Below are 19,753 nucleotides of genomic sequence, written 5' to 3' on the forward strand. Positions count from 1 at the left end.
TGTAATTTGAAGGATTTCCTTCTGTTACTGAATGAGAATCAACGAGTATTAAGACATGGAACCCGCCTGCAAGCTATACATCTTGTGATAGGTTCCTCCCAAGACCAAGAGTTCCTCATGGGTTCCACTCTCGATAATGCGCCCCTTGTCCAAAACATAGATACAGTTGGCGTCTTGGATGGTAGAAAGACGATGAGCGATGGCAATGGTTGTTCGTCCCTGTCTCATCTTAGCCAGTGAAGCTTGAACCAAACTTTCTGTTTCAGAGTCAATATTAGCTGTTGCTTCATCCAAAATCAGGATTTTAGGCTGACTGGCGACTGTTCTAGCAAAGGCAAGAAGCTGACGCTGACCAGTAGAGAAGCTCGAACCACGCTCAGAAACAGGGGAATCATAACCCTGCGGAAGCTCCTGAATAAAGGAATCTGCATCCACGAAGGCTGCAGCATCCTGAACCTGCTCATCACTGATTTCTTGGTACATGGCGATATTGGATTTAATGGTTCCATGATAGAGGAAGGGATCCTGCAAGACCAGACCGATGTTCTTTCTCAGCTCTTCCTGACTATAGTTCCTGATATCCACACCATCTAAAAGAACTCGCCCTGACTGAAATTCATAAAAGCGCATGAGAACATTGATAATAGACGATTTCCCAGAACCTGTATGACCCACAAAGGCAATGGTCTCACCCTTGTTAACGGAGAAAGAAATATCATCCAGAATCGGATGTTTTCCATCATAAGAGAAACATACATGTTCAAAACGAATATTGCCTTCTTGGATTTTGGCTTGCCCATCATTTTGAAGGGGCTCATAGGTCCTCTCATCAATCAAGGCAAAAACACGACCTGCAGACACCATGGAAGTTTGAAGGGTCGAAAAATTTTGCGTCACTTCAATCAGGGGATCAAAGAGACGATTGATATACTGGATAAAGGCATACATAGTTCCTGCCGTTATTCCCAGATAAAGTCCACGGTAGCCAAAGTAGGCCATCAAGACAGCATAGCCTAGGAGTTTCAACAAACTCATGGCAGGTCGCAAAAAGAGGGCATCCAAGGCTACAGAACGGTTGGCATAGACCAAGTGTTCTTGGTTAATTTCATCAAATTCTGCTTGTAGGCGCTTCTCTTGATTAAAGGCCTGGATTATTCTGATTCCCTCGATGTTTTCAGCCAGCTTGCTATTGATATCTGACAAGAGACTTCTGGTTTTCTCAATGATTTTCACTGATTTTTTCCGATAGAGATTGACCAAAAGGAAAATCAAAGGGAGAAAGAGCAAGACTAATACTGTCAAACGAAAATCCAGAACCAACATGGTATAAAGGGTTGTCAGAAAAATGAAAACTGCTGAGATAAAGCTAGATAAAATCCCTGAAAACATATCGCTGATGGTCTCAGTATCATTGGTCAAACGAGAAACGATGGAGCCTGCTGGCGTCTTGTCAAAATAAGACATGCCCAGCTTCTCCATATTGGCAAAGGCATCTCGACGAATATCTCTAACGATGCTGTAGGATACGCGCGCAAAGAGAAGATTACCAACATACTGGACTAGAGTTTGTAGGATATAAAGGCCATAGTAGGCCAGCAAAACGGTCACAGCGAGTTGGTTGAAATTGCTGAGATACTGGTCGATGAAGTGGGAAGCCACAAGGGGAATGACACTTTTAATGACCGTCGTCGCTAGGAGAAAACTGAGTGCCAAAAAGGTAAGGAGTCCATAAGGCTTGAGATAGGATATCAAGCGCTTCAATACAGCCCATTGTTCTTTCTTATTCTGCATCTTCTTCTCCCTTCATTTCCAGCTGCTGAGACTGGTAAGTTTGGGCATACCAGCCATCCAAAGCTAGCAGATCTTCGTGCCTGCCTCGTTCGATGATTTGACCATTTTGCAGGACTAAAATCAAATCTGCATGGACAACTGCACTCAGGCGATGAGCCGTAATAATGGTTGTCTTGTCCTTTCGCGTCTCCTTAAGGTTGTCGATAATCGCATACTCCGTCTTGGCATCTACTGCCGACAAGGAATCATCTAAAATCAAGATATCTGGATCTAAAATCATCGCCCGACTCATGGCTAGACGCTGCTTTTGACCACCAGAAAGACTGACTCCCTTTTCACCAATCAGCGTATCAAATCCCTGAGGCATGGCTATGATATCTTGGTAAACTTGGGCTAGCTTGGTCGCTTCTTCGACTGCTGAAAGGGGCAATTTAGGATTGCCAAAGCGGATATTATCTAAGATAGAGGTCGCAAAGAGGAACTGGTCCTGAGGGACGCAGCCCATGAGACTGCGAAGGTCTGTCAAACGATAATCGCGAATATCGTGACCGTTTAGGTAAATGGCTCCCTTATCCACATCGTCCTCACGCAAGAGAAGCTTGATCAAGGACGTTTTTCCAGAGCCTGTCTGACCAACCAAGCCCAGGGTTTGCCCTTTTCCCAAACTAAAGTGAATATCCGTCAGTGTTTCCTCATTTTCAAAGGCAAAGCTATCAATGGCATACTGCAAGCGCCCGTTTTCAATGCCATCTAAAGGAAACTCAGGGTCTTGTACAGGTGATTCCTGAGACAAAAGTTCCTCAATCCGCTGGTAAGAAACCTTCCCTCGCTGAGTAATATTAAAGAGGAAACCGATTGCCATAAGAGGCCAAACCAGCATATCCAAGTAGCTGATAAAGGTGACCAGATTCCCAACTGTAATCTGCCCTTTCTGAACCATCAAGGAGCCGACCAAGAGCGTTAAAACATAGGACGAACCAACAAATAAGAGAACCATAGGGTCAAAGAGACTATCGTATTTCATGGTTTGGAGATTCTTTTGGAAGGTCAATTCATTGACTGCCTGGAAAGACTTCAACTCGTCTGCCTGATACCCAAAAGACTTGCTCACTTTAATACCTGATACGGACTCCTGCACCTTGTTATTGAGTTTGGAAAAGGCGGCTTGCGATTCGCCAAAGGCCTTGTGGGTCTTTCTCCCTAAACGACTGGTGGCATAAGCCATAAAAGGCAGGAGAAGAATGGCAACCAAGGTCATCTGCCATGAAATGCTAAAGAGCATGGTCAACAAGGTCACTAAAGCTGTGATTGAGGCATCCACCGCTGACATAACCCCTCCCCCTGCGAGACGAGTCAAGGCATTGATATCGTTGGTGGCATGCGCCATCAGGTCCCCCGTCCGATAGGTCTGATAAAAGGCAGGCGACATTTTAGTAAAATGCTCAAACAAGCGAGATCGCATAATCTGCCCCAGACGATAGGAAGTCCCAAGGATATACATGCGCCAAACATAGCGTAGATAGTACATCCCAAAAGCTGCAAGAAGTAAATAAAATAGGTCAAGAAGGAGGTCCTGCTGGGTTAATTGCCCCGAAGTGATGGCATCAATGACTCGCCCCATGACCATGGGAGGGATGAGATTGAGGACGGAAACTAAGATCAGAGCCACAATTCCGACTAGATAACGGCGTTTTTCTAACTTGAAAAACCACCAAAGTTTTTGAATAATGGACATAAAATCCCTTTCTGATTGCAAATGGAAACCTGAGGCCTAGACCCCAGGTTCTTCTTATTAATAGGTTACGACTGTGACCACACCCTTATCATACTCAGCGATAAAGATATTGGCCACATTGTCATGCCCTTGTTTGCTGAGGTTATCAAGCAGCCACTCTTCGCTACGACCAATCGACTCCAAAACATCGACTTGAATCACACCGTCAGTCACGACTGGATACTTAGGATTTTCATCTCCCATTTGGACCACGATGAGTTGGCCATTTTGCTCCTGCACAGCTCGTTTAACTTGCTTCATCTGGAAAATCCCTTGGCTACGAAGTTTGAGGGCCACATCCGCTGCAGACAACCCAACTGAACGACAGGCTTCTGGGTCAATCTTCCCATTTTTGATCAAGAGAGTCGGTTTTCCATCAATCAAGCGTTTGACAAAACGAACATTGTTATTGAGCCACTTGAGGGTCAAGACCAAAATCGTCCACATCATCAAAATCACTGCGTACTGCAGAATACTGATTGAACTATTGTAAATCACCCCACCGATGATACCACCAAGAACATAGTTCTGAATTTGGTCTGTCGCAGAGTTAGGCGCCAGATTTCCCTTTCCTGTCACATTGATAACAAAAACAAGCGAGAAAAGACCCAGGGCCAGTTTGATTAAAATTTCCATATAGTTGAGTGTCATTTGTTTACCTCCACCAATTCAATAGCGTCTGTTTGATGCAATTCTAATTTCTCTAAAAGATACTTGTCTGGTTGGCTCCCGTTCAAAGCGCGATAGAAATTTGAACCTACCTTGATTAGCGCTCCATCAGTGGCTGCAGAAGTATTGACATAAACTTCTGATTTATCTACTCCCAAGTCTTTGGAAACAACCTCTATAAAATGAAGGGAGGTTTGAAATTGGTTATTAGAGGCTTGATTGGTCTGGTATTTTGAAATTGTCACCAAAAGCATGGCTACCAAGGTCAAGGCCAAAATCATGACCAATTCCCGAAACTTAGTCCCCTTTTTATCACGATAAGCCTTAAAAGCAAAAAATCCTGTGATAGCTAGGAGAACAATCCCAAAGCCAATCATGATGCCATTTTGCTGACTGATTTGGCTAAGTACATAGTCATATGAGTAAAATTTCATTTATTTCCACTCCCTTTCATAAAATCATTCTTCATTATAAACGAAAAAGGGTGATTTTTCAAACCATACGTTGGGGAAATAGACCTTTTTTTGGTATAATAAAATCTATAATCTGAATGAAAAAGGTAACTTTATGAAACTTATCTCATGGAATATTGATTCCCTCAATGCTGCCCTAACTAGTGACTCAGCTCGTGCCAAATTGTCCCAAGAAGTCCTACAAACCTTGGTCGCCGAAAATGCTGACATTATCGCTATCCAAGAAACCAAGCTTTCTGCTAAGGGTCCTACAAAGAAACACTTGGAAATTTTAGCAGAACTCTTCCCAGGCTACGAAAATACGTGGCGCTCTTCCCAAGAGCCTGCCCGTAAAGGCTATGCTGGAACCATGTTCCTTTATAAGAAAGAACTCACACCCACTGTCACTTTCCCAGAAATCGGTGCCCCTTCTACCATGGACTTGGAAGGCCGTATCATCACTCTAGAATTTGATGAATTTTTCGTAACTCAAGTTTACACTCCAAACGCTGGCGACGGTCTCAAACGCTTGGAAGAACGTCAAGTCTGGGATGTCAAATATGCTGAGTACTTGGCTGAACTAGACAAAGAAAAACCAGTCCTTGCAACCGGTGACTACAACGTAGCCCACAATGAGATCGACCTTGCAAATCCTGCTAGCAACCGCCGTTCACCAGGATTTACCGACGAGGAGCGTGCTGGATTTACCAACCTTTTAGCAACTGGATTTACGGATACCTTCCGCCACATTCACGGCGATGTTCCAGAACGCTACACTTGGTGGGCACAACGCAGCAAGACTTCTAAAATCAACAATACAGGCTGGAGAATCGACTACTGGCTCACAAGTAACCGTCTTGCAGACAAGGTCACTAAATCTGATATGATTGACTCAGGTGCTCGCCAAGACCATACACCCATTGTCATGGAGATTGAACTCTAAGGAGAAAACGAATGGACTATCAAGCTGTCATTCCTGAATTTGTAGTATCTGACATCGAAAAATCACGCCACTTCTACTGCGACCTGCTAGGATTCTCTGTCGAATACGAGCGTCCAGAGGAGAAATTTCTCTTCCTCTCGCTTGAAGACTGCCAGCTTATGCTAGAAGAAGGCAGCGCAGAAGAATTAACTCAGCTGATCTATCCTTTCGGGCGCGGTGTCAATATTTCCTTTGGCATTGCAGATGTTCCTCAGCTCCACCAAAAACTGCTGGAAGCTGACTATCCTATTTATCGTCCCTTAACCAAAAGAAAGTTTCGTGTTAGGGATCATTATATCTATCCACATGAATTTGCAGTTTTGGATCCAGATGGCTATTTTTTAAGATTTAGCGAGTAGAATAATAAAGATTGGGAAAAAGTCTTTAAAGTGAGAAAGAGGCATATTATTAAGTCTTGAAAAATCTTGATAATATGCCTTTTATGATGGAAAAACCTTCTAAATGTTAGCCAATAAGTTAATTTTTGCCCATTTTTATTATATTTGTTCGTTTTTTACACCAAAATACTAACAAAATATTTGATTTTTAAAGTTTTTTGGTGTAAAATAAAAACATTGGCTCAAGCCTATTTAAAATTGAATATCGTTTTACTTGTTTATGTCGTGAATTGGCACGACGTTTCTACAAGGTGCCGGAACACCTAACAATAAGTAAGTCAGCAGTGAGGTATGGTCGTTTTTGCCATGCCTATTTTGGGGACTTGCTTAGAGATTAAGTAGGTCCTTTTTGAATATTTTTAATATTTCCCTTAATTAGTGCGGACGGGAGGTGAAATTATCCTGTGAATAATTTCAGGAATCCAGGGAATTTCATCCCTAATTTTTGAGCCAAAAGTCTCAAAAATCCCGTCATAGACAATAACAAGATTATTGTCTATGATACCACTACAACGGGAAATATTTGATAAGACTCGCTTCGCTCGTACTAGTTTTATCAAATATATAGTACTAGCAAACTAGATCACTATAGAAATATTTAACCAACAAGTAAACTGGCTTTTAGACTTTAGGAGGTCTTATGAAATTATTAGAAGAGCGCATCCTCAAGGATGGGCATATCTTGGGTGATAACATCCTCAAGGTAGATTCCTTTTTAACCCACCAAGTTGACTTTAGCTTGATGCGAGAGATTGGTAAGGTTTTTGCGGAAAAATTTGCTTCTGCTGGTATTACCAAAGTCGTGACCATTGAAGCGTCAGGTATTGCCCCAGCCGTTTTTACAGCGGAAGCCTTAAACATTCCCATGATTTTCGCTAAAAAAGCTAAAAACATCACTATGAACGAAGGAATCTTAACTGCCGAAGTTTACTCCTTTACCAAACAGGTAACCAGCACCGTTTCTATCGCTGGAAAATTCCTCTCACCAGAGGACAAGGTCTTGATTATCGACGATTTCCTTGCTAATGGCCAAGCTGCCAAAGGCTTGATTCAAATCATCGAACAAGCTGGTGCCACAGTCGAAGCTATCGGTATTGTGATTGAAAAATCCTTCCAAGATGGCCGTGATTTGCTTGAAAAAGCAGGCTACCCTGTTCTATCACTCGCTCGTTTGGATCGTTTTGAAAATGGTCAGGTCGTATTTAAGGAGGCAGATCTCTAATGCAAACTCAAGAAAAACACTCGCAAGCAGCCGTTCTTGGCTTGCAGCACTTACTAGCCATGTACTCAGGATCTATCCTGGTTCCCATCATGATTGCGACAGCCCTTGGCTATTCAACTGAGCAATTGACCTACCTGATTTCTACAGATATCTTCATGTGTGGGGTGGCAACCTTCCTCCAACTCCAACTCAACAAATACTTTGGGATTGGACTCCCAGTCGTTCTTGGAGTTGCCTTCCAGTCAGTAGCTCCCTTGATTATGATTGGACAAAGCCATGGTAGTGGTGCTATGTTTGGTGCCCTCATCGCATCAGGGATTTACGTGGTTCTTGTTTCAGGCATCTTCTCAAAAGTGGCCAATCTCTTCCCATCTATCGTAACAGGTTCTGTAATTACCACGATTGGTTTAACCTTGATTCCTGTCGCTATTGGAAATATGGGAAATAACGTTCCAGAGCCAACTGGTCAAAGTCTCTTGCTTGCAGCTATCACTGTTCTGATTATCCTCTTGATTAACATCTTTACCAAAGGATTTATCAAGTCTATCTCTATTTTGATTGGTCTGGTTGTTGGAACTGCCATTGCTACTAGCATGGGCTTGGTTGACTTCTCTCCTGTTGCAGCAGCACCACTTGTCCATGTCCCAACTCCCCTCTACTTTGGGATGCCAACCTTTGAAATCTCATCTATTGTCATGATGTGTATCATCGCAACGGTGTCTATGGTTGAATCTACTGGTGTTTATCTGGCCTTATCTGATATCACAAAGGATCCGATCGACAGCACGCGCCTGCGTAACGGTTACCGCGCAGAAGGTTTGGCCGTACTTCTCGGAGGAATCTTTAACACCTTCCCTTACACAGGATTTTCACAAAACGTTGGTTTGGTTAAATTGTCAGGTATCAAGACTCGCCTACCAATCTACTACGCAGCTGGTTTCCTGGTTCTCCTTGGACTCCTTCCTAAGTTTGGTGCCCTTGCCCAAATCATTCCGAGCCCTGTCCTCGGTGGTGCCATGCTGGTGATGTTTGGTTTTGTATCTATTCAAGGGATGCAAATCCTCGCTCGTGTTGACTTTGCTAACAATGAACACAACTTCCTTATCGCAGCAGTTTCAATCGCTGCAGGTGTCGGACTCAACAACAGTAATCTCTTCATCAGCATGCCAACAGCCTTCCAAATGTTCTTCTCAAACGGAATCGTCGTAGCCAGCCTCCTCGCCATTGTCCTCAATGCCGTATTAAATCGGAAAAAGAAATAAGAAAAAGAGGTGTGAGCCTCTTTTTTTTGTATATAGCTAATGAACAATCATTGTAAGAATAATTCAGCTAAAAATCCTTCTCTCAACATCTCTAAGTTAAATACATTAGTAATATGACTAAATGCTTCTGCCAACGGTAAATGCGCGGTTAACCATCCTTGCCCATCAGTAACCCATACAAATTCAACATCATCATCTGATGTTACAACAAATTGACTAAGTTCTGTAAATTCTCCTGCTACGGATTTTAATTTACTACCGCCTCCACCATAGTAATTTGTTTCAAGCAGCCAAACTTTATGTTTTTCTTTAGAATAAACTGCAACATCAAACCGTCTTTCAGATTTATCTACAGGTACTTCAATTCCCCACTCATTCTTAATAAATTTAGCTGTTGCTTGAACTTGCCACTCTAATTTTTGCTCCTTAGAAATTCTTGAAACATATCTTTCTAAAATTCCTTCCATAGTTTTACCACTTCGGTTTTTACGAGCATTACTATCTAATCCAGTCTCAACTCCATAAACATAATCAACTAATGAACGATTAGCATGTCGTTGTAAAAACTTTAACAAACCAGATTTCTCAATAAATTTCATGTAATCATCTATTCTGCTAGCATCTATCGTTTTAAAATTCAATTGCTCAAAAGACATATTATCGTCATTATCTATTGTCAGAATATCCAAAACTTTATCTCGACTTGCGATTAGGCTCGGAATTGCTTTTAACAAATTAGGTTGTTTAGTGAATAAACGTAGAGCTTCTGAATAAATATCATCTTTACCAATTAAGTAGTTCAAAGTATTCAAATCTAGTTCATACTTCTTTGTCTCACGGTCAACTTTCTTCCAATTCACATAGTACTCAGGAGTACGATTGGTTACTGAAAGAGTATTTAAAAATTGTTTTAATCGGTCTTCATTTGAAAGATATATATATTTTTGTAACTTCATTACCGGCACTCCTTACACCAAGATTGATTTCTAATATTATCATTCCCCATATTACGGTATCCAAAATCATCAATCGACTTTTCTTCACCACAATGAGGACATTTTCTTGTTACAGTACCATTGTTATAACCATCTGCGTTAATTGTAATCCTTACCATTAATATAATCTCCTTTAACAATAATTTTTGTTATTATCCAATTCAATGCGGTCTTCCTCAATTTCATTTGTAAAATACCATTCCTTTAATTCCTTCTTAGGAATAAATTGAGCTCCGTTGTTAAATGCATTTGATTTAACCAATCTTTTTAATTCTTTTTCGTTATCAAATAAAACTTCTACATACCTGCCAAAGCAATGCTCACGTCCTTTATAATTCTTAGAGCCAATAATTTTAGGGTAGTTTAATTCTTCAATGACAGCAATATAACTAATTATATTAATCAATTCCTGAAAAGTATACTTTCCTATGCTATCTAATTCAAGTAATACTATATTTAGAGAGTTTATACCTTTCTCTATAACTTCATAATTCAAGTTATTAATTCTTTCTTCTGATATTTTCCTCAATTTTCCATTATATATAAAATATTCTTTAAAAAAAATATCAATACTTGTTAAAGGGTGTTTTGCTATAGTTTTCAAAAATATATAAATAATGTTCTTTACTAAATTTACTTCATTTTTTGTTTTTAGACACTTTCTTATAATTTCTTGACAAATTGTTTCAAATTTAACATCTTCACTCCGATACTGAACTAAACAATCATATGATGTTCTCTTCAAGCGATTTTTTGTTTTCACATCTATAGCTTTAAAACCATAAAATTTTAAAATAATACCTTGCGGCGTCTCTATAAATTTTGATTTTGGTAGTTCCCCATTTTGAATAGCTTCTGTGAAGCCCTCTTCATCTAATTTTTGTATTAAATCAATCCCAAATTCCTTATATGTAGCATATTCACCTGTTTGAAGCATAAGATTCTATCTCAATTCTTTGTTTTGCTATTTTCAAATATTCTTTTTCAGCATCGATACCTATAAATCTTCTACCTAATCGCTTCGCAACAACACCCGTAGTGCCACTACCAACAAATGGGTCTAGAATATAGTCACCCTCTTTAGTAGAGGCTAAAATAATGCGTTCTAACAAATACTCTGGTTTTTGAGTTGGATGTTTCCCAGCCCATTTCTCAGCTTTTTTCGTCAAAGCACCTGTCCAAACATCTTTCATTTGCTTACCATCATTTAGCTCTTTCATCAAATCGTAATTGTAATAATGACGAGCTTTTTTATCATTTTTTCTTGCCCATAAAATAGTCTCAGTAGAATGAGTGAAATAACGACAGGATAAATTAGGTGCAGGGTTTGTTTTCTGCCAAGTAATGTTATTTAGAATTTTAAAACCTTCTTGCTCTAATGCCATTCCAACTGAGTAAATATTATGTAAACTCCCCGAAATCCAAATAGTCCCATTAGGCTTCAAAACTTCTTTTGCTAAACGAATCCATTTACGATTGAATTCGTGCTTTTCCTCAAAGGAAGAAATTTTATCCCAGTCACCTTTATCTACAGATACAACCTGTCCCCCAGAATTTGATATACCACCGTTACTCAAAAAATATGGAGGATCAGCAAAGATCATGTCCATGCTTTCTGGTTTCATTTTCGATAATAACTTAAACGTATCTGCATGAACAAGAATCATTTTATCTTTATTATAGTATGGTTTTGTCATTAAAACACCTCCATACTTATATTCGTTATTTTTCATAATTTGTGACTATAATTTCAGAAATTTTTCCTCGACTCGAAGATTTTGCTCCATTAGTTCGGGTAGCTTCAACACAATGGATATTAAAATCTCGATACAACTCCTCTACCAAAAAACTAGAGGAGTTTGACAACATAACATAAGCCCCTGCATCACTCAATTTCTTAAAGGTATCTCTTAATCTTACTTGATCATCATATGAAAACCCCTCATGAGTGTAGGAAGTAAAGGCGCTTGTCTCTGACAATGGAATATACGGGGGATCAAAATATACAAAATCCCCTGGTTGAACATCCAAAACAGCCTTTTCAAAATCTCCTTTTTTAATTTCTATTTGATTATTATTCAGATAAGTTGAAATAGCAGATACCAAATTCTCATCAACAATTTTAGGATTTTTATAACGACCATAAGGTACATTAAACTGATTCTTAGAATTCACACGATATAAACCATTAAAGTCTACTCTCAACATATAGAGAATACGTGCTGCCCTTTGTACTTCAGACATCATATCTATTCTTTCATCACGATCAGCAGAACGTAAATCTAAATAATATTCTTTTGAATTATATTCCTGATGAACTTTCAAAATTTCAATCAATTCTTGAGGATTGTCCTTAATTTGTTGATAGCAATTTATTAGTTCAGCGTTAAAATCATTAATAACTGCATCTTTAGGAGCTAAATCAAAAAATAAAGCTCCACCTCCAACAAAAGGTTCGAAATATCTGTTATAGGTTTTAGGCATTAATTCTCTAATAACAGGCAATAATTGTCTTTTACCACCTGTCCATTTCGTGAACGGTTGTAAAGTAACTTCCTTTATTTCTTTTATCTTCATGCTTTTAATTATACCATAGAAATTAAAACACATCTCTTGTATTTTCTACCACATTACTAAATTTTCTATTTTAGAATTAAATCATATCAATATCAAAAAATGAGTAAGGCAAATTTTATAAATTCCAAAATTCACCTCACTCTACTAAATTACTCTTTATATCCTTACCTGTCTGTCTTCTGATCGCTGGCCTGTGACAAACATGGTAAAGGTTGCTTTGCAGACATTTCTCCCCTCTTGATTGGTAATATCCACATCCACGACACAGGTTGTGCGACCTTGGTGGACACATTCTCCTTTAATGGTCAGTACATCGTCGAGTTTTCCTGCTTTGAGGTAGTTGATAGAGGATTGGAGCGTCACTCCATCAAGTCCTAGCGAGATGACCACCAAACCACTAATCTGGTCGCAAAGGGTAAAGAGATAGCCACCATGGGCATTGCCATAGTAGTTGAGCGACGAGTCCACTACTTTCGTCGTCACCACAACGTGACCATCTCTCATTTGTTCAATTTCGTAATTTTCAAAGGCAGATATAGCGTCAAAATGAAAGTCTTTCATCGTTTCCTCCTGATATTTCAAACGACACTATGATACTACTTTTTATAGGACTGTGCAAGGAGAAAGCTCCTAGCCTGGAAAAATACCGACCTGCTCCACAAAGCGCATAAAGGCTGCCCGTCCTTGTTCCGTCTGCTTGTAGACTCCTGCGTCCTCAAGTACACGCGCAAAGATAGCACCCACAGAGTCCTTGACAATTTCAAGGGCTTTTTCTTTATCTGTTAAGTCTGGATAGCGGGCTTTGAGTTGGTCTGCCCATTCCTGATGATAATCGACAACTGAGACAGCTTCTCCTACAAGATAGCTAGCGACTTGCTCCACTTCTTCTTTCAGACGTGGTGGCAAGATTGCCAAGCCCATGACCTCAATCAAGCCAATATTTTCCTTCTTGATATGTTGGACATCCTTGTGGGGATGGTAGATGCCATCAGGATGTTCTGCAGAAGTCTGATTGTCCCGCAAGACTAAGTCCAACTCAAACTGGCTATCGCGTTTACGGGCTATAGGTGTGATGGTGTGATGCGGTGTCCCGTCTGTCTCTGCCAAAATCTGCACTGCAGGATCTGAATACTGGCGCCATTCCTGCAAAATCTTATCAGCCAAGTTGATCAAATCCTCTTTGGAAGCCGAAGTCAAACGCAACACTGACATTGGCCACTTGACAATCCCAGCCTTGACCTGCTCAAAACCAGCAAATCGGAAGGTCTTTTGCAAGGGAGCCAATTCCATAGGAAATACGTGACGGCCTCCCTGATAGTGGTCATGAGTCAGAATAGAACCTCCCACAATCGGCAAGTCGGCATTAGAGCCAGCAAAATAGCCTGGAAACTGCTCTACGATAGCCAACAAACGCTCAAAACTTTTTCTACTAATAGCCATAGGGCGATGTTGCCCGTCTAAGAAAATACAGTGCTCATTAAAATAAGCATAGGGCGAGTACTGGAAACCCCACTCCTGACCAGCCATTTCAAAACGGATAATACGGTGGTTGCAGCGAGCTGGGTGGTTGACCCGACCATGGTAGCCCTCATTCTCTAGACAAAGTTGACACTGAGGATAATTGCTAGTTTGCACCAACTTGGCTGCCGCAATCTCTTTCGGATCCTTTTCAGGCTTAGAGAGATTGATGGTAATTTCAAGTTCACCGTAATCAGATGGAACACGATAAGCGATATTTTTAGCAATAGCCTTGAGTTTGATGTAGTCATTTTTCTGGCTAAGTTGGTAGAAATCCGCTATCGCTTGCTCAGGAGAGTGGGCATAGGTTGTCCAAAAGTCACGATTAACCTGACTCGGACAAGGAGTCACCAAATCCATTAGTTCAGCACCAAGGATTTCACGCGCAGTCTGACTATCTTCAATCGTCTCTAATCGAACGGCTTCCTCAACCAGCTGGTCCTTGAGGTCAATCAATTTATCCAGATTGGGCTCAACTTCCAAAACACCATCTCCCACTCGTGCCAAGACACGATTGGTCAGGTAGATTCGATCCATTTCCTCATATGAACTTTCAGAAATGACATGTGTTACAAATTTATCTACTAAGGTCACTATAGAGCCTCCTTTTGACTAGTCAAGGACGCGAGTGCCACCTGCAACTTCAGCGATATAGAAGCTTGGAGCGTAGCCAACTACTTCCTCGTAGTGTTTGCCTACAGCTTCCTTAAAGGCCTCAACAGTATCTTTTTGCACCAAGGCAATGGCACATCCGCCAAAACCTGCCCCTGTCATACGAGCACCGAGAACACCTTCTTGCGCCCAAGCTGTGTGAACAAGAGTATCCAATTCCAAGCCAGTTACTTCATAGTCATGTTCCAGAGAAACGTGTGACGCATTCATCAAACGACCAAATGTTTCCAAATCTCCTGCTTGAAGGGCTACTTGAGCTTTGAGGGTACGTTGGTTTTCAAGCACAGCATGGCGAGCACGTTTCAAACGATTTTCATCTTTAATCAGATAGCTATATTGGTCAAAGGCCCACTCGTCCAATTCACCCAAGGTCTTAATATCCAAGGCAACTTGCAATTCTTCCACTGCTTTTTCACACTCAGCACGACGTTCATTGTATTTAGAGTCCGCCAATTCACGGCGTTTGTTAGTGTTCATGATAACAACGACATTGTCCTTCAAATCAAGTGGTACCAAATCATACTCTAAAGTGTTAGTATCTAAGTAAATAGCACGTTGGTCAGCCCCCATACCGATAGCAAACTGGTCCATGATACCAGAGTTGACTCCGATAAAGTTATTTTCTGTTTGTTTGCCGATTTTAACCAAATCGAGACGCTCTAATTTTAAATCAAAGAGATGCTCTGCCACAACCCCTGTCAAAAGTTCCAAGGATGCTGAAGAAGACAAACCAGCACCATTTGGGATATTCCCATAAACATAAAAATCAAAACCTTTGTCAATCACATGCCCAGCTTCTTGCAAGAAATGAAGAACCCCTTTTGGATAGTTGGTCCAGTTGTGCTCTTTTTCAAACTTGAGATCCGCTAGAGGCACTTCGATAATGCCCTTGTCCTCAAAGTTAGCTGAGTAGAAACGTAAAACTTGGTCGTCACGCTTACGAGCTGCACCGTAAGTTCCCAAGGAAATAGCAGCAGGAAAAACGTGCCCACCGTTGTAGTCTGTGTGTTCACCAATCAAATTGATACGACCTGGTGAAAAGAAAGTTTGGTCTGCTTCTTGACCAAAAACAGCAAGAAAGTCTTTGCGAAGAGCTTCAGCAGTAAGATGTTGTGTCATATGATTTCTCCTTTTACTGTCCGTTAAGTCACCTTAACGTGTAATCGTTTTCTTCTATTGTATCCAAGGGATTTCCCAAGGTCAATCCTTTTTACTAAACTTTTACTAAACTATCAGTAAAATACAGAAAAATATGATATACTAATCTAATCAAGGAGGATTTATGGCTACCTTAAAAGACATTGCACAGTTAGCCTCTGTCTCTATCGCGACCGTATCCCGTGTCCTCAACCGCGACCAGAGCCTATCTGTTACAGAAGAAACCAGACACCGTATTTTAACTGTTGCTGAAGAGTTGGGCTACACTAAGCACCTCAAGACAGGCGAGTCCCACAAACCCAAGCAAAAGATTGCCATTATCCAATGGGTCAGCGAACAAGGGGAGCTGGACGACCTCTACTACTACCAGATTCGCCTAGGCATAGAAAAAAGAGCCCAAGAGTTGGACTACGATATCTTGCGCTATTTTAATGACCATCCTTTTACCCTAAGCGAAGAAGTGATTGGGATTCTCTGCATCGGAAAATTTAGCCGAGCTCAGATTTCTGCCTTTGAAGAATACCAAAAGCCTCTTGTCTTTCTAGACAGTGATACTCTTTCACTAGGACATACCTGCATTATCACGGACTTTTACACTGCCATGAAACAGGTTGTCGATTATTTTCTCAGCCAAGGGATGGACCGCATCGGGATTCTAACAGGGCTTGAGAAAACAACAGACCAAGAAGAAATCATTGAGGATAAGCGGCTGGAAAATTTCAGAAACTACAGTCAAACAAAAGGAATCTATCATGATGAACTGGTCTTTCAAGGAAGCTTTACTGCCCAGTCTGGCTATGACTTGATGAAGGAGGCCATTCAGATCTTAGGAGACCAACTCCCACCAGCCTTTTTCGCAGCCAGCGATAGTTTAGCTATCGGTGCCCTCCGTGCCCTCCAAGAAGCTGGAATCAGCCTGCCAGACCGCGTCAGTCTTATTTCCTTTAACGACACCAGCCTGACCAAGCAAGTCTATCCTCCCCTCTCCAGCATCACCGTCTATACTGAAGAAATGGGCCGAGCAGGTATGGATATTCTTAACAAAGAAGTACTCCACGGTCGGAAAATACCTAGCCTGACTATGCTGGGAACCAGACTGACTCTGAGAGAGAGTACTCTGCCATAACTCCACAAATTAAACATGACAAAAAATCCTAATAGAGAGTCTCAAATCTCCATTAGGATTCTCTTTTTTAGTCCATCACAATCATAGACTTAATGGTCTTACGTTCATCCATGTCTTTATAAGCCTGGTCGATATCTTCCAGTTTATAACTTGAAGTAAAGACGCGACCTGGATTGATATCGCCATCCAGAACAGCTTTTAGTAAAAATTGCTTATCGTATGTTGTAGCAGAAGCTGCCCCACCTGCTACAGAGATATTTTGCATAAATGTCGAACCAAGAGCACGATTATTATAGTGTGGGACTCCTACAAATCCCATACGCCCTCCATTATGGAGAACACCAAGAGCTTGATCAACCGCTGCTTCTGTTCCAACACATTCCAGAGCTGCATCTGCACCACCACCTAGAATCTCACGCACCTTGGCAATACCTTCTTGACCTCGCTCAGCTACAATAGCTGTCGCACCCGACTCCAGAGCCATCTTTTGACGATCTTCATGACGACTCATGAGGATAATTTGCGATGCTCCACGCATCTTAGCTGCGATAACAGCACATTGACCAACAGCCCCATCACCAATGACCACAACCTTATCCCCTTTTTGAACATTAGCAACACGCGCCGCATGATAGCCTGTCGGCATGACATCTGCAAGAGTCAATAGGGACTTTAGCATACCTTCTGTGTAGTCAGAAGGTTGTCCAGGGATTTTAACCAGCGCCCAGTTTGCATAGTGAAAACGAATATATTCCGCCTGAAAATCGCCTCCCAAGTTATTACCAATATGATTGTCGCAAGAACCGTCAAAGCCAGCAAGACAGGCATCACACTCACCACATCCATGTGTAAAAGGGACAATGACAAAATCACCTGGTTTCACCGTCGTAATGGCTTCCCCAGCTTCTTCAACAATCCCAATCGCTTCGTGTCCACTATTTTTGTGTCCAGCTTTCGTTTCTGGATTACGGTACCTCCACAGATCCGATCCACAAACGCACGCGCGAACTACACGAATAATCACATCATCCGCTTCTATTATTTGCGGACGTTCAATGCTAGCAAGTCCAACCTGACCTGCCTTTGTATATACTGCTGATTTCATTAACATATCCTCTCCATTTTTACTAGTTTAAGTATACACTTTTTATTATGCTTTCGCTCACTTATACTACACCTCATCAATGATGATGATTTTGATCATGACTTGCTTCTAACTCTGTTATATTGCGCTTATGTGCTTGGTGAGTTTCTAGGTCGGCATCAACTTCAATAGTGATGTTTTGAAATCCACAATCTTTTAGCAAGTTTCGTATGAATTCTTTACAAGTTTCCATCTGTTCAATTTCTTTTAGGCAAACATGAACAATGGCATTTTTTTCCAAACCATCCATAGTCCAGAGATTAAGCTGGTTAAGGCTAGCCACATTGTCTAATCCCTCTAAGTCACTCATGACTTGCTTGATATCGACACCTTCTGGCACAGCATCCAAGAAAATCTTGAGTGTGCTCCAAAAGCGAGGAATGGCTTTGATTAAAATGAAGATGGAAATGACAAGCGATAAGAGCGGATCAAGAATATACCAATCTGTAAATCGAAGAACAATTGCCATCAGAATGACAGCCAACCAACCAAGAGTATCTTCTAGAAAATGCAGACTCAGAATTGACTCGTTCTTTGTTTGTCCCTTTCGGACCACAAGACTAGCTAATACATTGATAGTAACCGCAATCATTCCTAGCCAGAGGATACCTTCATCATTAACGGGCTGTGGATTAAAAAGTTTAGTTGTATTTTCCAAAATCACTAGGATGGATCCTGTGATAAGAATCACAGCAGTCACTAGTGCTCCTAAAAGACTAAATCGCTTGTAACCCAAGGTGTACTGCCTATCTTCTTCTCTATTTGAGATTGTTTCTAAAAAGGCCGATATCCCAATAGAAATGGCATCTCCCAAATCATGCACAGAGTCAGCAAGAACAGCACTCGAACCAAATACTCCACCTGCAATAAACTCGACAATAGCATAAGTCAAGTTTAAGAAAAAAGCTACCCAAACAGTATATTTTGCCTTCATCTTTCTCATTCCTTTGTTATAATATATTTATGAACATCTTGTTCATTATCATTATCCACTAAAATTCAAAGAAAGGATAGAAGCAAAGCGTCAACTTTATTCAGTTCTGAACATTTTGCCTCAAGTGTCCATATGACTAAAATCGACCGTCGTATCAGTAAAACAAAAAAAGCCATCTATCAAGCTTTTCTACAACTTTTGAACGATAAGGGCTACGAATCCACTACGGTTCAGGATATCATTGATCTCGCAGACGTGGGACGTTCCACTTTTTACTGTCACTATGAGAGTAAGGAACTACTTCTGGACGAGCTTTGTCGCTACCTCTTCCATCACCTCTTTGAAAGAGAGGAGTCCATTTCAACCGAAGATTACCTCGCCCACCTCTTTCTCCATTTTCAGAAAAACCAAGACCATATCACCAGTCTGCTATTTTCCAAAAATGACTACTTCCTCCGTCAACTCCAGAGAGAATTGGATAACCACGTCTATCCCTTGTTGGCTGATGATTTGAAAGAAGCTCACCCAAGTCTGCCTGCCTCTTATCTCCAACACTTGGTCGTAACAAACTTTACCGAGACATTGATCTGGTGGCTCAAAAAAGGGCAAGACTTCACAGAACAGGAAGTTGTCCAGTTTTATCTAGACTTTCTCATTCCTAAAAATTGAATACAGAGTAGAACTCAGTTACCTTATTTCTAGGCTAGTAAGTTTTTTATCTTTTCAACAAGAAAAGAGGATCCGCCAATCCTCTTTTTCATAATATAAATCCTTGATTATCAACTCTATCTGTTTTATCCCAAAACCTAAAACATCTTTTCCTAGTTAGATAAATCCGTATTCTGCTTAGCTGCCTTGCTCCACTGGTACCAACCAACTAGACTGTTAATGAGATAAATCAAGTATTTCCCTTGGATTTGCAGGCTTTCTCCCCACCAGAGATAGATTGAAAAGACATTAGTAGCAGCCCAGAATATCCACTGTTCACGGTAAACAGCTGTCATGAGGATTTGCCCTACACCATTGAATGGGAACAGCGTAAGTTGGGAGACGAAGTTCGAATAGTGATGGGACAGTCT

General features: G+C 40.9%; 21 protein-coding genes and 1 riboswitch. Of the genes, 6 read left to right on the plus strand and 15 right to left on the minus strand.

Annotated features, from left to right (window positions below):
* Positions 1-48 precede the first annotated feature (48 nt).
* From RWO85_RS02930 to RWO85_RS02945, 4 genes are read right to left on the minus strand one after another with little or no spacing between them, the layout of a single operon-like run.
* Positions 49-1,791, minus strand: coding sequence for an ABC transporter ATP-binding protein (locus tag RWO85_RS02930; RefSeq protein WP_314413899.1), 1,743 nt, complete (start codon positions 1,789-1,791; stop codon positions 49-51).
* Positions 1,781-3,526 carry an ABC transporter transmembrane domain-containing protein gene (locus RWO85_RS02935; protein WP_314413901.1) on the minus strand — a complete coding sequence of 582 codons (1,746 nt, stop codon included), beginning with the start codon at positions 3,524-3,526 and terminating at the stop codon, positions 1,781-1,783. The genes RWO85_RS02930 and RWO85_RS02935 overlap by 11 nt, the downstream gene beginning before the upstream one ends.
* Before the next feature lie 57 nt (positions 3,527-3,583).
* Positions 3,584-4,216, minus strand: coding sequence for a DUF421 domain-containing protein (locus RWO85_RS02940; protein WP_314413902.1), 633 nt, complete (start codon positions 4,214-4,216; stop codon positions 3,584-3,586).
* Entirely contained in the window at positions 4,213-4,668 is a 456-nt protein-coding gene (locus tag RWO85_RS02945; protein WP_314413903.1) for a DUF3290 family protein, read from the minus strand. Before RWO85_RS02945 ends, RWO85_RS02940 begins: the two co-directional genes overlap by 4 nt.
* Before the next feature lie 133 nt (positions 4,669-4,801).
* Between RWO85_RS02945 and RWO85_RS02950 the strand changes: the two genes are divergently transcribed.
* From RWO85_RS02950 to RWO85_RS02965, 4 genes are all read left to right on the plus strand, one after another.
* Entirely contained in the window at positions 4,802-5,629 is an 828-nt protein-coding gene (locus tag RWO85_RS02950; protein ID WP_314413906.1) for an exodeoxyribonuclease III, read from the plus strand.
* 11 nt (positions 5,630-5,640) lie between these two features.
* Positions 5,641-6,027, plus strand: a complete 387-nt coding sequence (locus RWO85_RS02955) for a VOC family protein (protein ID WP_314413908.1) — start codon at positions 5,641-5,643, stop codon at positions 6,025-6,027.
* A 233-nt stretch (positions 6,028-6,260) separates the two neighbouring features.
* A riboswitch (purine riboswitch) is annotated at positions 6,261-6,356 on the plus strand.
* Positions 6,357-6,706: 350 nt separating this feature from the next.
* Positions 6,707-7,288, plus strand: coding sequence for a xanthine phosphoribosyltransferase (locus RWO85_RS02960; RefSeq protein ID WP_261087032.1), 582 nt, complete (start codon positions 6,707-6,709; stop codon positions 7,286-7,288).
* Positions 7,288-8,550, plus strand: a complete 1,263-nt coding sequence (locus tag RWO85_RS02965) for a nucleobase:cation symporter-2 family protein (RefSeq protein WP_314413910.1) — start codon at positions 7,288-7,290, stop codon at positions 8,548-8,550. The genes RWO85_RS02960 and RWO85_RS02965 overlap by 1 nt, the downstream gene beginning before the upstream one ends.
* A gap of 47 nt (positions 8,551-8,597) precedes the next feature.
* Here RWO85_RS02965 and RWO85_RS02970 read toward each other — a convergent pair whose 3' ends face one another.
* The 8 genes from RWO85_RS02970 to RWO85_RS03005 all read right to left on the minus strand — a co-directional run bounded on the left by RWO85_RS02970 (position 8,598) and on the right by RWO85_RS03005 (position 15,431).
* Positions 8,598-9,506 carry a type II restriction endonuclease gene (locus RWO85_RS02970; protein WP_314413912.1) on the minus strand — a complete coding sequence of 303 codons (909 nt, stop codon included), beginning with the start codon at positions 9,504-9,506 and terminating at the stop codon, positions 8,598-8,600.
* The gene (locus RWO85_RS02975) at positions 9,506-9,664 is read right to left on the minus strand and encodes a hypothetical protein (protein ID WP_162837409.1); all 159 of its coding nucleotides are present in this window, start codon (positions 9,662-9,664) and stop codon (positions 9,506-9,508) included. Before RWO85_RS02975 ends, RWO85_RS02970 begins: the two co-directional genes overlap by 1 nt.
* Before the next feature lie 14 nt (positions 9,665-9,678).
* Positions 9,679-10,482 carry a hypothetical protein gene (locus RWO85_RS02980; RefSeq protein WP_049509737.1) on the minus strand — a complete coding sequence of 268 codons (804 nt, stop codon included), beginning with the start codon at positions 10,480-10,482 and terminating at the stop codon, positions 9,679-9,681.
* A complete protein-coding gene (locus tag RWO85_RS02985; RefSeq protein WP_049509775.1) occupies positions 10,466-11,242 on the minus strand; it encodes a site-specific DNA-methyltransferase in 777 nt (258 codons plus the stop codon). Before RWO85_RS02985 ends, RWO85_RS02980 begins: the two co-directional genes overlap by 17 nt.
* Positions 11,243-11,267: 25 nt before the next feature.
* On the minus strand, positions 11,268-12,122 hold the full coding sequence (locus RWO85_RS02990; protein WP_314413914.1) for a DNA adenine methylase: 855 nt from the start codon (positions 12,120-12,122) through the stop codon (positions 11,268-11,270).
* Between the two features lie 156 nt (positions 12,123-12,278).
* Positions 12,279-12,683: a PaaI family thioesterase gene (locus RWO85_RS02995; RefSeq protein WP_000651223.1), complete on the minus strand. Its 405-nt coding sequence runs from the start codon at positions 12,681-12,683 to the stop codon at positions 12,279-12,281.
* 69 nt (positions 12,684-12,752) lie between these two features.
* A complete protein-coding gene (locus RWO85_RS03000) occupies positions 12,753-14,234 on the minus strand; it encodes a UDP-glucose--hexose-1-phosphate uridylyltransferase (RefSeq protein WP_314413916.1) in 1,482 nt (493 codons plus the stop codon).
* Between the two features lie 18 nt (positions 14,235-14,252).
* The gene (locus RWO85_RS03005; RefSeq protein WP_314413918.1) at positions 14,253-15,431 is read right to left on the minus strand and encodes a galactokinase; all 1,179 of its coding nucleotides are present in this window, start codon (positions 15,429-15,431) and stop codon (positions 14,253-14,255) included.
* Between the two features lie 163 nt (positions 15,432-15,594).
* Here RWO85_RS03005 and galR point away from each other — a divergent pair, with 163 nt between their 5' ends.
* Positions 15,595-16,596 (plus strand): DNA-binding transcriptional regulator GalR, encoded by a 1,002-nt coding sequence (gene galR, locus RWO85_RS03010; RefSeq protein WP_314413920.1) that lies wholly within the window; start codon positions 15,595-15,597, stop codon positions 16,594-16,596.
* Positions 16,597-16,663: 67 nt separating this feature from the next.
* Here galR and RWO85_RS03015 read toward each other — a convergent pair whose 3' ends face one another.
* A complete protein-coding gene (locus RWO85_RS03015; protein ID WP_314413922.1) occupies positions 16,664-17,701 on the minus strand; it encodes a zinc-binding dehydrogenase in 1,038 nt (345 codons plus the stop codon).
* A gap of 76 nt (positions 17,702-17,777) precedes the next feature.
* Complete coding sequence (locus RWO85_RS03020; RefSeq protein WP_201058800.1) at positions 17,778-18,674, minus strand: cation diffusion facilitator family transporter; 897 nt, start codon at positions 18,672-18,674, stop codon at positions 17,778-17,780.
* A gap of 132 nt (positions 18,675-18,806) precedes the next feature.
* Here RWO85_RS03020 and RWO85_RS03025 point away from each other — a divergent pair, with 132 nt between their 5' ends.
* Positions 18,807-19,343 carry a TetR/AcrR family transcriptional regulator gene (locus tag RWO85_RS03025; RefSeq protein WP_314413923.1) on the plus strand — a complete coding sequence of 179 codons (537 nt, stop codon included), beginning with the start codon at positions 18,807-18,809 and terminating at the stop codon, positions 19,341-19,343.
* A 152-nt stretch (positions 19,344-19,495) separates the two neighbouring features.
* On the opposite strand, the gene pnuC is transcribed toward RWO85_RS03025, so the two are convergent.
* Positions 19,496-19,753 (minus strand): nicotinamide riboside transporter PnuC (gene pnuC, locus RWO85_RS03030; RefSeq protein WP_314413926.1); only part of this gene is annotated, 258 nt, incomplete at its 5' end.

This window comes from uncultured Streptococcus sp., from assembly GCF_963521865.1.
Taxonomy (GTDB): Bacteria; Bacillota; Bacilli; order Lactobacillales; family Streptococcaceae; genus Streptococcus.

Excerpts from the sequence above, each read along its gene's own strand:
- RWO85_RS02930 (WP_314413899.1), bottom strand. The coding sequence starts at position 1,791 with ATGCAGAATAAGAAAGAACAATGGGCTGTATTGAAGCGCTTGATATCC.
- RWO85_RS02935 (WP_314413901.1), bottom strand. The coding sequence starts at position 3,526 with ATGTCCATTATTCAAAAACTTTGGTGGTTTTTCAAGTTAGAAAAACGC.
- RWO85_RS02940 (WP_314413902.1), bottom strand. The coding sequence starts at position 4,216 with ATGACACTCAACTATATGGAAATTTTAATCAAACTGGCCCTGGGTCTT.
- RWO85_RS02945 (WP_314413903.1), bottom strand. The coding sequence starts at position 4,668 with ATGAAATTTTACTCATATGACTATGTACTTAGCCAAATCAGTCAGCAA.
- RWO85_RS02950 (WP_314413906.1), top strand. The coding sequence starts at position 4,802 with ATGAAACTTATCTCATGGAATATTGATTCCCTCAATGCTGCCCTAACT.
- RWO85_RS02955 (WP_314413908.1), top strand. The coding sequence starts at position 5,641 with ATGGACTATCAAGCTGTCATTCCTGAATTTGTAGTATCTGACATCGAA.
- RWO85_RS02960 (WP_261087032.1), top strand. The coding sequence starts at position 6,707 with ATGAAATTATTAGAAGAGCGCATCCTCAAGGATGGGCATATCTTGGGT.
- RWO85_RS02965 (WP_314413910.1), top strand. The coding sequence starts at position 7,288 with ATGCAAACTCAAGAAAAACACTCGCAAGCAGCCGTTCTTGGCTTGCAG.
- RWO85_RS02970 (WP_314413912.1), bottom strand. The coding sequence starts at position 9,506 with ATGAAGTTACAAAAATATATATATCTTTCAAATGAAGACCGATTAAAA.
- RWO85_RS02975 (WP_162837409.1), bottom strand. The coding sequence starts at position 9,664 with ATGGTAAGGATTACAATTAACGCAGATGGTTATAACAATGGTACTGTA.
- RWO85_RS02980 (WP_049509737.1), bottom strand. The coding sequence starts at position 10,482 with ATGCTTCAAACAGGTGAATATGCTACATATAAGGAATTTGGGATTGAT.
- RWO85_RS02985 (WP_049509775.1), bottom strand. The coding sequence starts at position 11,242 with ATGACAAAACCATACTATAATAAAGATAAAATGATTCTTGTTCATGCA.
- RWO85_RS02990 (WP_314413914.1), bottom strand. The coding sequence starts at position 12,122 with ATGAAGATAAAAGAAATAAAGGAAGTTACTTTACAACCGTTCACGAAA.
- RWO85_RS02995 (WP_000651223.1), bottom strand. The coding sequence starts at position 12,683 with ATGAAAGACTTTCATTTTGACGCTATATCTGCCTTTGAAAATTACGAA.
- RWO85_RS03005 (WP_314413918.1), bottom strand. The coding sequence starts at position 15,431 with ATGACACAACATCTTACTGCTGAAGCTCTTCGCAAAGACTTTCTTGCT.
- galR (WP_314413920.1), top strand. The coding sequence starts at position 15,595 with ATGGCTACCTTAAAAGACATTGCACAGTTAGCCTCTGTCTCTATCGCG.
- RWO85_RS03015 (WP_314413922.1), bottom strand. The coding sequence starts at position 17,701 with ATGAAATCAGCAGTATATACAAAGGCAGGTCAGGTTGGACTTGCTAGC.
- RWO85_RS03020 (WP_201058800.1), bottom strand. The coding sequence starts at position 18,674 with ATGAAGGCAAAATATACTGTTTGGGTAGCTTTTTTCTTAAACTTGACT.
- RWO85_RS03025 (WP_314413923.1), top strand. The coding sequence starts at position 18,807 with ATGACTAAAATCGACCGTCGTATCAGTAAAACAAAAAAAGCCATCTAT.